Raw genomic sequence first — 12,893 nt, 5'->3', positions numbered from 1 at the left:
CCCCTTGCGGGGGAGATGCCCGGCAGGGCAGAGGGGGGTGTGAAGGATCGCCTCCCTTTTGTTTTGAGCTTTTCCAAAGAGGCCAAAGGTTGTGACTGTAACCGTTTGACAGGTTGGAGGGACAGCACCCCCCTCTGTCCTGCCGGACATCTCCCCCGCAAGGGGGGAGATCGGCAGATCTTGCGAGCGCAGCTGTTCACCAGCGTTGGGCATTGATGCTCGCCTCAACCTCAAAACCCGATTTTCCCTGGTGGCTTGCCGCCGCGATCGCGCTCGCCGTCGTCGCTGCGCTCTCCATTGCCGCCAGCGATCTCTACGCCCAGGTTTTTGCCACCGTCGCCAAAGGCATCGGCATCACCATTCTTGTCACCGTGGTCGCCTTCGCGCTGGCTTCCGCCGTCGGGCTCGGCATTGCGCTGATGGGGTTGTCGGGGTCGCGTTGGCTCAAGCAGATCGCTCGTTTCTATGTCGAGATCATCCGCGGCGTGCCGATCCTGGTGCTGTTGTTCTGGATCGCCTTCGCCGGCGCGCCGGCCTTCGTGGCTGCGTGGAATGCGCTGACCGCGCCGCTGCAAAACGCCGGCTATCTCGGCGAGCTTTTGGTGCGCGACGTGTCGCTGTTGTGGCGTGCGATCATGGCGCTGACCATCGGTTATTCCGCCTTCATCTCCGAGGTCTTCCGCGCCGGCATCCAGTCAGTCGAGAAAGGCCAGATCGAGGCTGCCAAGGCGCTCGGGCTGACGCGCACGCAGCGCTTCCGGCTGATCGTCTTCCCACAGGCGATCCGCACCATCCTGCCGCCGCTCGGCAATGACTTCGTCGCCATGGTCAAGGATTCCTCGCTGGTCTCGGTGCTCGGCGTCGCCGACATCACGCAGATGGGCAAGATCTACGCCGCCGGCTCGTTCCGCTTCTTCGAGACCTATTCGATCGTCGCCTATATCTATCTCATCCTCACCGTCAGCCTGTCGCTGGCGCTGCGGGGGCTGGAGCAACGACTGCGGCGGGCGCAGCAGGAATAGAAGTCCGACGCGGGCACGGCTACGATCGCGGAGGACAGGATTCCGGAGGATGCAGGCGATGACGATCGACAAGGCCAATGCGGCGCTGGGTACCGTCTATTCGGCCGACACGCCGGAAGGGCTGGCCAAGGCCTATGCAGACTGGGCCGCGACCTATGACGGCGAGACCGCTTCGCTCGGCTATCTGCTGCCGTTCCTGATCACCGCCTGGGTGGCGCGCCATGTGAAGGTGGGTGAAGGCCCGCTGCTCGACGCCGGCTGCGGCACCGGCCTGTCAGGCCCGTCATTGAAGGCGCTGGGTTATCACGACATTGCCGGCCTCGACCTCTCCGACGACATGCTGAAGATCGCCGGCAGCCGCAATGCCTATGGCGATCTGAAGCAGGCCATGCTCGGCGGGCCGCTACCCTGGCCGGACGGGCATTTCCGCGCCTTCTTCTCGACTGGCGTGTTCACCATCGGCCATGCGCCGGCGTCCGGCCTGCACGAGCTTGTCCGCATCACCAGGAAAGGCGGCCACGCCATCTTCACCGTGCGCGACCAGGTTTTCGAAAGCGGCGGCTTCCAGGACGTGTTCGACGGGCTGGAGCGGGCCGGGAAATGGCGGCCGGCCGAGCAAAGCCCATGGTTCCGCTGCTATGCGATCGCCGAGCCGGACGCGCTGGTGAAGACTTTTGTGTTCGAGGTGCTTTGAGCGCCGCCCTCTTCGCCTTCTCTCACAAGGGGAGAAGCGAAAACACGCCGCAATTGCCGAAAAGCCAAAACATTGGTATGAGCCACGCCATGGAAGAGCTTTTTGGCGATCCGGCCTATAAGGGTTTCGTGCTGCAGGACAGAAAACGCCTGCCGTCGCGTTTCTCTTCGCGCATTTCCGGCGCGCTCACCAGCCGACTTAGCTAAGCCGCTTTCGCCGCGCCGAAGGCTTCGCGCGTCTGCCCTTCCCCTTTTTGCAAATCGACGGATTTACGCACATGAGCGCACCGCGCACCCTCTACGACAAGATTTTCGACGACCATGTCGTCGACCGCCAGGATGATGGCACCTGTCTGCTCTACATCGACCGCCATCTCGTCCATGAAGTGACCAGCCCGCAGGCCTTCGAAGGTCTGCGCATGACCGGCAGAAAAGTCCGGCATCCGGAAAAGACGCTGGCCGTGGTCGATCACAATGTCTCGACCTCGCCCGAGCGCAAGTTCGGCATCAAGAACGAGGAAAGCCGCATCCAGGTCGAGGCCTTGGCCAAGAACGCTAGGGATTTCGGCGTCGAATATTACTCCGAAAACGATATCCGCCAGGGCATCGTCCACATCATCGGGCCGGAGCAGGGCTTCACGCTGCCTGGCATGACCATTGTCTGCGGCGACAGCCACACCTCGACGCATGGCGCCTTCGGCGCATTGGCACATGGCATCGGCACCTCCGAGGTCGAGCATGTGCTGGCGACCCAGACGCTGATCCAGCGCAAGGCCAAGAACATGCTGGTGCGTGTCGATGGCCAGTTACCGGAAGGCGTCACCGCCAAGGACATCATCTTGGCCATCATCGGCGAGATCGGCACCGCCGGCGGCACCGGCTATGTCATCGAATATGCCGGCGAGGCGATCCGCGCGCTGTCGATGGAAGGCCGCATGACGATTTGCAACATGTCGATCGAGGGCGGCGCGCGCGCCGGCCTGATCGCGGCCGACGAAACCACCTTCGCCTATGTCAAGGGCAAGCCGCGCGCGCCGAAGGGCGCGTCGTGGGACGCCGCGCTCGAATACTGGAAGACGCTGCAGTCCGACGAGGGCGCGCATTTCGACAAGGTGATCGTGCTCGACGCGGCCAAGCTGCCGCCGATCGTCTCCTGGGGTTCCTCGCCCGAGGACGTCGTTTCGGTGCAGGGCGTCGTTCCCAATCCGGAAGAGATCACGGACGAGAACAAGCGGACGTCAAAGATCCGCGCGCTCGACTATATGGGGCTGACGCCGGGCACGAAGATCACCGACATCACGCTCGACCGCGTCTTCATCGGCTCCTGCACCAATGGCCGCATCGAGGATCTGCGTGCGGTGGCCAAGGTGGTCGAAGGCAAGACGGTGAGTGCGCATGTCGATGCGATGATCGTGCCGGGCTCCGGTCTGGTCAAGGAACAGGCGGAGGCCGAGGGTCTCGACAAGATCTTCATTGCCGCCGGTTTCGACTGGCGCGAGCCGGGCTGCTCGATGTGCCTGGCCATGAACGACGACCGGCTGAAGCCGCATGAGCGCTGCGCCTCGACCTCGAACCGCAATTTCGAAGGCCGGCAGGGCTTCAAGGGCCGCACCCATCTGGTATCGCCGGCAATGGCGGCGGCGGCGGCGATCGCCGGCCATTTCGTCGACATCCGCGACTGGAAATAGCGCAGACTGGTTCAAGCCTGATCTGAGCGTATGCAAAACCCCGAACGGCAAAACCGTTCGGGGTTTTGTTTAAAGCGCGCCGCTCTAAGACCCTTGGGGTATTATGCCCTAGCCGGCACGCCGGATGATTTCATGAAATTCCTCCCGGCTGCCGGGTTCGTCGGTCGCGACCACCAGCGCCAGTTCGCGCTCGTCGAAGATCTTGAACCACTCGTCCCATTCGACCAGCTCGTAGCCGCCTGCGTTGACCGGGCGTTCAGGCTGATCCTGGTCCTGATAGGCGTGCTGGCCGAAGACGAGCCTCAGCAACGGCTGCGTTCCGGTTTCGGGCGATACATCGACGATCGCCGGAAATCCGGCGCGCCCTGCGGCCCATGAGCGAATTGCTTCGTGATCGGTCAGCGTGATCGTGTCGGCCATGAACAACTTCTCCTTGATTGCTGTCAGGAAACGCCGGCCTCAGGTCCCGGTTCCGTGCACCAGCTTCATGAGTGGCGACTTGCATATTCGTCCCGGCTTAACCGCTTGTTGGGGCTTGCGCTCTAAGGTCTTCCCTGACGTCAAGCGGGGAAGTCACCGTCCTTTGGACACCGGCCTGTTCATAGCGCTGCTCAATCCGACGATCGCGCTGGCGCTCGGCGCGGCGTTCCTCGTGCTGTGGTTCTATCAGCGCCACCGGCCCTATCTGGCTGTGCTCGGCACGAGCTATTGCGTGTCCGCGCCCGGCTTCCTGCTGCAGTATTTCACGCTGCCCGGCGGCATGGTGCTGACCAAGCTGGTCTCCAACCTCTGCTTCACGCTCGCCGCCTGTTGCCTCGTCGGTGCGATCATCTCACGCTACGGCAGGCGCGTGCCCTATATCGCGATCGGCATTCTGGCGGGTGGCGGGATGGTGGCATTCTGCTGGTTCCTGTTCGTCCAGCCGGACTTGACTTGGCGCATCCTGTCGATCAATTTCGGCTTTGGCGGCCTCAGCCTGCTGGTCGCTGCCGAGCTGCGCGCCGTGCGCAAGAACGGCCCGACGGAAAAAATCCTGTTCGTGTTGTCGCTGCTGTCCGGGCTGAACTTCATCGGCCGCACGCTGCTCGTCGTCATCTCGCACGGGCCGTTCACCAGCTATGACGGGTTTTATGGCTCGTCCTACTGGACGACGGCGCTTTTGACGCACGCGCTGCTGTCGTTGCTGATCGCGCTCTGCCTGTTCTCGGCAGCTGCGCTCGACGTGATGAAGGCGCTGAAGACCGAGACGCACACCGATCCGCTGTCTGGCCTGCTCAACCGCAGGGGTTTCGAGGAGCGCGCCTTGCTGGTGCTGCAGCATTGCGCTGTTACCAAGGTGCCGGTCGCGCTGGTGCTGGCCGATCTCGATCACTTCAAGGCGCTCAACGACAAATACGGACATGCCGCGGGCGACCAGGTGATCGCCGACTTCGCCGCCAAGCTTCGCGCGGCCGCCGGCACGCGTGCGGTTGCCGGCCGCATCGGCGGCGAGGAGTTCGCTGTGCTTCTGTCGCTGAGCGATCTTGCCACGGCGCGGCTGTTTGCCGAAGCCGTGCGCACGCACTATTCGGCCGGCAGTGTCGACGGGTTGCCGCCGGGCACCAGGGTGACCGCGAGCTTCGGCGTCGCGGCGCGCACCGGCGACGAAGGGCTGGAGCCGCTGATGCGGCGCGCCGACGAAGCGCTCTACAAGGCCAAGAAGAACGGCCGCGACAGCGTGCGATTGTCCTATGAGCGGGCGGAAACGGTGTTCATCCCGGATACAGGCAGCGTCGGTTAGCGTCTCGCTTAAACGGCCTCTCGGCCGTGCCGGATCATCAGCGGCAAGGGCTGAGGTTGGGCATTTCGCCATCGGAGAGGCCGTACATATAGGAGCGGCCCTTCACGAACACCGGCGGCTGGTAGCAGCCACGCCTGGAGATGTGATCCGCCTCGTCTTCATAAAGGACTTCCGGTTCCGCTTCCGGCTGCCCGGCGCTGGTGTAGTCGGACAATTTCTTGGCCAGCCTGCCTTGGCCGACAATGATGCGCTTGTAGCCGGCGGCGCTGTCGATGACGAGATTGCCTAGGGAATCGGCATAGACGCGGTCATGATGGCGTGACCAGGCCATTGCCGGGGCGGCGAAGCCGAGACTGGCTGTCGCCAGCACAAGCGCCGCAAGGCGCGCTCTTCCTGAATTCGAAAGCATGGTGTCCTCTCTGCTGTGGACCCGATCGAATCGGAAATTAACCTTTTCTTAACCTTTGTTAAGAGGGCAGGCGCATCCGGCGGCGATCTCTCGCCAAACATGGTTAATATCCGACGGGATGGAAACCCGGGCGTCATCATTCGGCCATGCTTGCCCGCACCATCGGCCGCGACGCACACAACTACGCTGACGTCGGGTGAGCTTGATCTTGGTGGAACATCGCGGCTAGTTAGCCGCGCAGGAGGACAGCATATGGCGTTACGCCGGACGTTTCGGGTGACGCTGTTGTCGATCCCCTTGCTGACTGCCGCAGCCTGCGTGCCGCAGAACGGCGCGCCGACGGCGGTGAATACCGTACCACCCACTGTCGCGCCCGTGCCGGCTCAGCAGTCCGCCGCACCTGTGGCGCCCCCGGCTTCCGCAACGGCTCCGACAGCGCCTGCCGCACCTTCAGCCAAGATCGTCACCGACCTTACCGCGCCGCGGTCTGCTGTCGGCACGGCAACTTACAGATGCGGCAATGGCGGCATGATCACCATCCAGAACCTCGGCACGGCGTTGCGCGTTGTCAGGCCCGATGGCACGACCGAGGAGTTTGCCGCATCACCCGCCAACCAGTCCAGCCGCTACCAGGAAGCTGCGTCGCATGACGCAATCGTGATCGACGCGCGCGAGGCGCTGGTGATGAAGAGGGGCTCGACACCACAGACCTGCAAACGATAGCCTGGCGTCGATTGCAAAGGAAATGCCGCACTGCAGCGAACGGTGCGCTGGCTTTCGACGGTGGCCAAATCGATTGAAGCGAAACAGCAGCCTTTTGTCAGACTAAATGACGTTTTCAAAACGATTTTCCGGCTTTGACGCGGTGCAAAAAGAGCATTAGAAACCGGCTGTCTGAAGTCATATATCGAGGCGGTAAGTGCCGCTTTCCACCGCGGCTCCGGACATCGAACTGGGGCAGCCATGAGCAAATCACCAGCCACCCGAACCGCCAGACGTGAACGGCCGCTCTCGCCGCACCTGACGATTTACCGCCCACCGATCACCATGACGATGTCGATCATTCACCGCATCACTGGCGGGGCGCTGTATTTCGGCACGCTGCTGGTCGCCGCGTGGCTGATGGCGGCGGCGAGTTCGCAAGGCGCTTTCGATTGGATCAACTGGGCCTTCGGCACCTGGCTCGGCCGGCTCATCCTGTTCGGCTACACCTGGGCGCTGATGCACCACATGCTGGGCGGCGTGCGCCATCTCGTCTGGGACACCGGCGCCGGGCTGGAGAAACACACGGCATCGAAGATCGCCTGGGCGACGCTCGCCGGTTCCATCCTGCTCACGCTGCTGATCTGGGTCGCCGGCTACATGGCGCGGGGAACCTTGTGATGAGCGGCACGAACAACAACGATATGCGCACGCCGCTGGCCAAGGTCCGCGGTCTGGGCTCGGCCCGCGAAGGCACCGGGCATTTCTGGCGACAGCGGCTGACGGCCATTGCCAACATCCCGCTGATACTGTTCTTCGTCGGGTTCCTGATCGCGCTCAATGGCGCCGGCTTCGCCGAGGTGCGGGCGGCGCTCGCCAGTCCGTTCGTGGCGCTGGTGTTGGCGCTGGTGCTCGTTTCCGGTCTCACCCATATGCGTGTCGGCATGCAGGTCATTATCGAGGATTACGTGCATGCCGAAGGCATGAAGCTGGCGCTGATCGCACTCAGCACGTTTTTCACCATAGCGGTCGGCGTCGCCTCGATCTTCGCCCTGCTCAAACTGGCATTCGGAGGCTGATTTGGCCAAGGACGCGAAATCGGCCACCGGCTATACGTTTGTCGACCACAAGTTCGACGTGGTGGTCGTCGGCGCCGGCGGCGCCGGCCTGCGCGCCACGCTCGGCATGGCCGAGCAGGGCCTGCGCACGGCCTGCATCACCAAAGTGTTCCCGACCCGCTCGCACACGGTGGCGGCACAAGGCGGCATTGCCGCGTCGCTGTCCAACATGGGTCCGGACTCCTGGCAGTGGCACATGTACGACACCGTCAAGGGTTCGGACTGGCTGGGCGACGTCGACGCCATGGAATATCTGGTGCGCGAGGCACCGGCGGCGGTCTACGAGCTCGAGCATTACGGCGTGCCGTTCTCGCGCACCGAAGAGGGCAAGATCTACCAGCGGCCGTTCGGCGGACACATGATGAATTATGGCGACGGCCCGCCGGTGCAGCGCACCTGTGCTGCCGCCGACCGCACCGGTCACGCCATCCTGCACACGCTCTACGGCCAGTCGCTGAAGAACAATGCACAGTTCTTCATCGAGTATTTTGCGCTCGACCTGATCATGGAACCGGACGGCACCTGCACCGGCGTCGTCGCCTGGAACCTCGACGACGGCACCATCCATCGCTTCTCCGCCAAGATGGTGGTGCTGGCGACCGGCGGATATGGCCGCGCCTATTTCTCGGCGACGTCGGCGCACACCTGTACAGGCGACGGCGGCGGCATGGCGGCACGGGCCGGCTTCCCGCTGCAGGATATGGAGTTCGTGCAGTTTCATCCGACCGGCATCTACGGCGCCGGCTGCCTGATCACCGAAGGCGCGCGCGGCGAGGGCGGCTATCTCGTCAATTCCGAGGGCGAGCGCTTCATGGAGCGCTACGCGCCGTCGGCCAAGGACCTGGCGTCGCGCGACGTCGTCTCGCGTTGCATGACGCTGGAGATCCGCGAAGGCCGCGGGGTCGGCAAGAACAAGGACCATATTTTCCTGCATCTCGACCATCTCGATCCGGCCGTGCTGCATGAGCGGCTGCCGGGCATTTCGGAATCGGCCAGGATTTTCGCCGGCGTCGACCTGACCAAGGAGCCGATCCCGGTGCTGCCGACGGTGCACTACAATATGGGCGGCGTGCCGACCAATTACTGGGGCGAGGTGCTGAACCCGACGGTCGAGAATCCTGACCGGGTGTCACCCGGGCTGATGGCGGTCGGCGAGGCCGGCTGTGCCTCCGTGCACGGCGCCAACCGGCTGGGCTCGAACTCGCTGATCGATCTGGTGGTGTTCGGCCGCGCCGCCGCAATCCGCGCCGGCCAGGTCATCGACCGTAATTCGGCGATCCCTTCGCCCAACGAAGCCTCGGTCGAAAAGATCATGGACCGCTTCGACCGGCTGCGCCACGCCAATGGCTCGACGCCAACCGCTGTTCTGCGTGAGAAAATGCAGAAGGCGATGCAGGAAGACGCCGCCGTGTTCCGCACACAGGAGTCGCTCGAAAACGGCTGCAAGCGCATTTCGCAGATATGGACCGAGCTCAAGGACCTGAAAGTCTCCGACCGCTCGATGATCTGGAATTCCGACCTGGTCGAGACGCTGGAGCTGGAAAATCTGATGGCCAACGCCATCACCACGGTCTACGGCGCCGAGGCGCGCAAGGAGAGCCGCGGCGCGCATGCGCGCGAAGATTTTTCGGCCCGAGACGACATTATCTGGCGCAAGCATACGCTGGCTCGGCTAAGCGAGGACGGCCAGGTGAGCCTCAGCTATCGTCCCGTGCACACCGAGCCGCTGGTGGCGGAAAAGGACGGCGGCATCAGCCTTGCCAAGATCGCGCCGAAGGCCAGGGTGTACTGACCATGGTGCCGAAGCCCGTCATCCGAAAGGACCAGAGGTAATGGTCGAACTAACGCTTCCCAAGAACTCCAAGGTGCAGCCGGGCAAGACCTGGCCGAAGCCGGAGGGCGCCACCAACCTGCGGGAATACCGCATCTACCGCTGGTCGCCCGACGATGACGAGAACCCGCGCATCGACACCTATTTCGTCGACATGGACGATTGTGGGCCGATGGTGCTCGATGCGCTGCTCTGGATCAAGAACAAGATCGACCCGACGCTGGCGTTGCGCCGCTCCTGCCGCGAAGGCATTTGCGGCTCCTGCGCCATGAACATCGATGGCTCCAACACGCTGGCCTGCACCAAGGGCTGCGACGACATTTCCGGCGCCGTCAAAGTCTACCCGCTGCCGCATATGCAGGTGGTCAAGGACCTGGTGCCCGACCTCACCAATTTCTACGCCCAGCACGCCTCGATCCAGCCATGGCTGAAGACAGTGTCGCCAGAGCCAGCCAAGGAATGGCTGCAGAGCCATGAGGACCGCGAAAAGCTCGACGGGCTCTACGAGTGCATCCTATGCGCCTGCTGCTCGACCTCGTGCCCGAGCTATTGGTGGAACGGCGACCGCTATCTCGGCCCGGCGACGCTGCTGCAGGCCTATCGCTGGCTGATCGACAGCCGCGACGAAGCCACGGGCGAACGGCTCGACGATCTCGAAGACCCGTTCCGGCTCTACCGCTGCCACACCATCATGAACTGCGCCCAGACCTGCCCGAAGGGGCTCAACCCGGCCAAGGCGATTGCCGAGATCAAGAAGATGATGGTGGAGCGCAGAGTCTGACGCCGTCGCTACCCGCCGACTTTTCGCCGGACGCCGTCGCGGCGCTGCGCGCCCGCCTCGATCTGGTGCGAAGCCAGCCTGTAAAAATCCTGTTTGCCATCGAAAGCGGCAGCCGCGCCTGGGGGTTTCCGTCTCCCGACAGCGATTATGACTGCCGCTTTGTCTATATCAGACCGGTAACCGATCACCTCGTGCTGCAGCAGGCGCGCGATGTGATCGAGTTTCCGATCGAAGGCGAGATCGATGCCGGCGGCTGGGATCTGCGCAAGGCGTTGCTGCTGGCGCTTGGCGGCAATGCCGTCATAGTCGAATGGGCGAAGTCGCCGATCGTCTATGAGGAGGTTTCGGGGTTTCGCCAGCGCCTTCTCGATTTGCTGGCCGAGATCGTCGATCCGGCGAAGGTATCGCACCACTATCTCGGCCTTGCGCGTTCGCATGTCGCCAAGATCGGCAGTTTCTCCGGCGAGGTGAAGCTGAAGAAGCTGTTCTATCTGATCCGCCCGCTCGTGGCGCTCGACTGGATGGAACAGCGCGGCTTTGCCAGCCTGCCGCCGATGAACCTTGGCGAATGCCTCGATCAGACCGAGATACCGGCTCAAGCCAGCGACGAAATCCGCGGCCTGATCGAGCGCAAAAGCCGGACGCGGGAGATGGGTCTCGGGCCTCATCCCGACCGCAATCGCGCGCTATCTCGAAGCCCGCTATGGTCACCACGAAATGAACCTAGTCGGCCCCGTCAGGGACAAAGCCGGCCAAGCGCGCAAACATGCCCTTGCAACCGAATTTTACCGCCGGGAGGCTGAACTTCAATGAGCGATGACCTTCCCATTCTCAATCCCGTCGAAGCCCGTGTGCTCGGCTGCCTGATCGAGAAGAGGGAGCTGACGCCGGATGTCTATCCGCTGACGCTGAATGCAGCACTTGCAGCCGCCAACCAGAAGACGGCGCGCGAGCCTGTCATGGCGCTGGAGCAGACGGAGGTGCATCGGACTCTCAAGCTGCTCGAGCAGAAGGGGCTGGTGCGTCAGATGTTCGGCTCGCGCGTCGAGCGCTATGAGCATCAGATGGCGCAGCGCTTCTCGCTGACCACGCCGCAGACCGCGGTGATCGGCCTGCTTTTGCTGCGCGGGCCGCAGACGGCGCATGAGTTGCTGGCGCGAGCTGAGCGCATGGCGCGGTTTTCGTCCGTCGAGGACCTGCGTGGCGAACTCGACATGCTGATCGGCCGCCGCCCGCCGCTCGTCCAGGAAATACCGCGCGGGCCGGGGCAGCGCGAGGACCGTTTTATGCATCTGCTCGCAGGACCGGTGGACGTCGCGGCGTTATCGGTGCAGCGGAGCGCGCCGGCCTTGCCTGCTTCCGACCTGGAAGCGAGATTGGAGGCTCTGGAGCAGGAAGTCGTAGCCCTTCGCGCCCGGCTTGATGCGCTGGGCGCCCAATAGTATCCGAGACGTCGGCGGGACAGCACCCCCTCTGGCCTGCCGGCCATCTCCCCCTCAAGTGGGGAGATCAGATGTCACGCCGGCCTTCGCCAATTACGAACGTCGAAAGAAGAGTGCCAGCTACCGAGCTTCCAATTTCCCCGGGAGATGCCCGGCAGGGCAGAGGGGGGCGCGAAGAATCGCTACCCCGGGCAAAATCGGCGGATCACCCCAGTTTCGCGTCGAGCGACACTTTGATGGCGCCGAGCGCCTTCGAAACCGGGCATTCGGCCTTGGCCTTCTCGGCCAATTCCTTGAACTTCGCCGCATCGATGCCCGGTACCTTGCCGATCAGGGTGATGGCGCTGCCGGTGATGCCGGTGCCGGGGACCAGCGTCACCACCGCCTTGGCGTCGAGCTCGGTGGCGGGCGTGCCGTTCTCGGCCAGGAAATGCGACAGCTGCATGGCGTAGCATCCGGCGTGTGCCGCCGCGATTAACTCTTCGGGATTGGTGCCGGATTTGCCGCTCTCGTCCTCGAAGCGAGCCTTGAACGAATAGGGCGTGCCCTTCAAGGTGCCGCTCTGGCTGTCGAGCGTGCCCGTGCCCTCCTTCAGATTGCCTTTCCAGACGGCGTTTGCGGTACGGTCCATAGAATTCTCCTTGATTACAGCGACAGCGCCGGCCACGCGGCGTTCCCTCCAACTATAGCGCGGCGGCAGGGGAAGACCACCGCGCTGTTTCGGCCGGATGCGACGCCGGCGTGCCCTGCAAATTTTTCTGAAAAAATGTGCGTGCAAAAATGTCGACTTGCATCGGCGCCGGCCGTCCTGCGAGCGTCCACGGATTCTCGTGGCGGATGGAGATCCAAGATGAACAATCTGTTTTCTGCCCATTGGAACGACGCCGACAAAAGCGCGCGTCTACACGAGATCGAGTGCTCGCGACCTTCCGGCTTCGGCCGGCTGCTTGCTGCGGTCGCCGTGATCGGCATTGCGGTCTGCGTGCTCGACCACGCTGCTGCCGGCAAGGATGCCGCCGGCGCCGTGATCACCTATGGTTCGTCACAGCAAGGGAGCTGGAAATGAAATATGTCTGTCTGGTCTACGGCGAGGAAAAGGACCTCCATGCCATGACGCCTGAGCGTCTGGCCAAGCTCGACGCCGATTCGATGGCCTATGACCGGTCATTGGACCAGCAAGGCAAGCTGATCATCGCGCAGGCGCTGCAATCGGTGAAGACGTCGAAGACGGTGCGGCGGCGCCAAGGCAAGCGGCTGATCACTGACGGTCCGTTTGCCGAAACCAAGGAGCAGTTGCTTGGTTTCGTCATGATCGAAGCCGACACTCTCGACAAGGCGCTGGAGATCGCCGGCAAAATTCCGCTGGCTGAAATCGGCACCGTCGAAGTCAGGGCGATCTACGACGTGCCGGGGTCATAGGCGGCGGC

Annotated in this window: 17 protein-coding genes; 14 read left to right on the top strand and 3 right to left on the bottom strand. The window is 63.3% G+C overall.

Annotated features, from left to right (window positions below; translation table 11 throughout):
• The first annotated feature begins 215 nt into the window (after positions 1 to 215).
• The 4 genes from ACYG9V_RS03570 to leuC all read left to right on the top strand — a co-directional run bounded on the left by ACYG9V_RS03570 (position 216) and on the right by leuC (position 3,403).
• Entirely contained in the window at positions 216 to 1,022 is an 807-nt protein-coding gene (locus ACYG9V_RS03570) for an amino acid ABC transporter permease (RefSeq protein ID WP_023683878.1), read from the top strand.
• A gap of 58 nt (positions 1,023 to 1,080) precedes the next feature.
• Positions 1,081 to 1,716 carry a class I SAM-dependent DNA methyltransferase gene (locus ACYG9V_RS03565; RefSeq protein WP_023815323.1) on the top strand — a complete coding sequence of 212 codons (636 nt, stop codon included), beginning with the start codon at positions 1,081 to 1,083 and terminating at the stop codon, positions 1,714 to 1,716.
• Positions 1,713 to 1,922: a hypothetical protein gene (locus ACYG9V_RS03560; protein ID WP_196813720.1), complete on the top strand. Its 210-nt coding sequence runs from the start codon at positions 1,713 to 1,715 to the stop codon at positions 1,920 to 1,922. Before ACYG9V_RS03565 ends, ACYG9V_RS03560 begins: the two co-directional genes overlap by 4 nt.
• A 71-nt stretch (positions 1,923 to 1,993) precedes the next feature.
• Entirely contained in the window at positions 1,994 to 3,403 is a 1,410-nt protein-coding gene (gene leuC, locus ACYG9V_RS03555) for a 3-isopropylmalate dehydratase large subunit (protein WP_023670518.1), read from the top strand.
• Between the two features lie 108 nt (positions 3,404 to 3,511).
• On the opposite strand, the gene ACYG9V_RS03550 is transcribed toward leuC, so the two are convergent.
• The gene (locus ACYG9V_RS03550; protein ID WP_023706723.1) at positions 3,512 to 3,823 is read right to left on the bottom strand and encodes a hypothetical protein; all 312 of its coding nucleotides are present in this window, start codon (positions 3,821 to 3,823) and stop codon (positions 3,512 to 3,514) included.
• 163 nt (positions 3,824 to 3,986) lie between these two features.
• On the opposite strand from ACYG9V_RS03550, the gene ACYG9V_RS03545 reads away from it, so the two are divergent.
• Positions 3,987 to 5,183, top strand: a complete 1,197-nt coding sequence (locus ACYG9V_RS03545; RefSeq protein WP_023698369.1) for a GGDEF domain-containing protein — start codon at positions 3,987 to 3,989, stop codon at positions 5,181 to 5,183.
• Between the two features lie 37 nt (positions 5,184 to 5,220).
• On the opposite strand, the gene ACYG9V_RS03540 is transcribed toward ACYG9V_RS03545, so the two are convergent.
• Entirely contained in the window at positions 5,221 to 5,592 is a 372-nt protein-coding gene (locus ACYG9V_RS03540) for a hypothetical protein (RefSeq protein WP_023687709.1), read from the bottom strand.
• Between the two features lie 252 nt (positions 5,593 to 5,844).
• Between ACYG9V_RS03540 and ACYG9V_RS03535 the strand changes: the two genes are divergently transcribed.
• The 7 genes from ACYG9V_RS03535 (at position 5,845) to ACYG9V_RS03505 (ending at position 11,466) form a co-directional block, all read left to right on the top strand.
• The gene (locus tag ACYG9V_RS03535; protein WP_023709350.1) at positions 5,845 to 6,315 is read left to right on the top strand and encodes a hypothetical protein; all 471 of its coding nucleotides are present in this window, start codon (positions 5,845 to 5,847) and stop codon (positions 6,313 to 6,315) included.
• A gap of 240 nt (positions 6,316 to 6,555) precedes the next feature.
• On the top strand, positions 6,556 to 6,975 hold the full coding sequence (gene sdhC, locus ACYG9V_RS03530) for a succinate dehydrogenase, cytochrome b556 subunit (protein ID WP_023683884.1): 420 nt from the start codon (positions 6,556 to 6,558) through the stop codon (positions 6,973 to 6,975).
• Entirely contained in the window at positions 6,975 to 7,373 is a 399-nt protein-coding gene (sdhD, locus tag ACYG9V_RS03525; protein WP_023683885.1) for a succinate dehydrogenase, hydrophobic membrane anchor protein, read from the top strand. Before sdhC ends, sdhD begins: the two co-directional genes overlap by 1 nt.
• Position 7,374: 1 nt before the next feature.
• Entirely contained in the window at positions 7,375 to 9,204 is a 1,830-nt protein-coding gene (gene sdhA / locus ACYG9V_RS03520) for a succinate dehydrogenase flavoprotein subunit (RefSeq protein ID WP_023706721.1), read from the top strand.
• Positions 9,205 to 9,244: 40 nt separating this feature from the next.
• Positions 9,245 to 10,024 (top strand): succinate dehydrogenase iron-sulfur subunit, encoded by a 780-nt coding sequence (locus tag ACYG9V_RS03515; RefSeq protein WP_023670510.1) that lies wholly within the window; start codon positions 9,245 to 9,247, stop codon positions 10,022 to 10,024.
• A gap of 65 nt (positions 10,025 to 10,089) precedes the next feature.
• Positions 10,090 to 10,827 carry a nucleotidyltransferase domain-containing protein gene (locus tag ACYG9V_RS03510; protein ID WP_023706720.1) on the top strand — a complete coding sequence of 246 codons (738 nt, stop codon included), beginning with the start codon at positions 10,090 to 10,092 and terminating at the stop codon, positions 10,825 to 10,827.
• Between the two features lie 6 nt (positions 10,828 to 10,833).
• Positions 10,834 to 11,466, top strand: a complete 633-nt coding sequence (locus tag ACYG9V_RS03505) for a YceH family protein (protein ID WP_023708761.1) — start codon at positions 10,834 to 10,836, stop codon at positions 11,464 to 11,466.
• A 205-nt stretch (positions 11,467 to 11,671) separates the two neighbouring features.
• Here ACYG9V_RS03505 and ACYG9V_RS03500 read toward each other — a convergent pair whose 3' ends face one another.
• Positions 11,672 to 12,097, bottom strand: coding sequence for an OsmC family protein (locus ACYG9V_RS03500; protein ID WP_023670508.1), 426 nt, complete (start codon positions 12,095 to 12,097; stop codon positions 11,672 to 11,674).
• Positions 12,098 to 12,316: 219 nt separating this feature from the next.
• On the opposite strand from ACYG9V_RS03500, the gene ACYG9V_RS03495 reads away from it, so the two are divergent.
• Positions 12,317 to 12,532 (top strand): hypothetical protein, encoded by a 216-nt coding sequence (locus ACYG9V_RS03495; protein ID WP_023698372.1) that lies wholly within the window; start codon positions 12,317 to 12,319, stop codon positions 12,530 to 12,532.
• On the top strand, positions 12,529 to 12,885 hold the full coding sequence (locus tag ACYG9V_RS03490; protein WP_023698373.1) for a YciI family protein: 357 nt from the start codon (positions 12,529 to 12,531) through the stop codon (positions 12,883 to 12,885). The genes ACYG9V_RS03495 and ACYG9V_RS03490 overlap by 4 nt, the downstream gene beginning before the upstream one ends.
• Positions 12,886 to 12,893 lie beyond the last annotated feature (8 nt).

The organism is Mesorhizobium sp. W016 (genome assembly GCF_054719485.1).
This window is presented reverse-complemented; position numbering and strand designations above follow the sequence as displayed.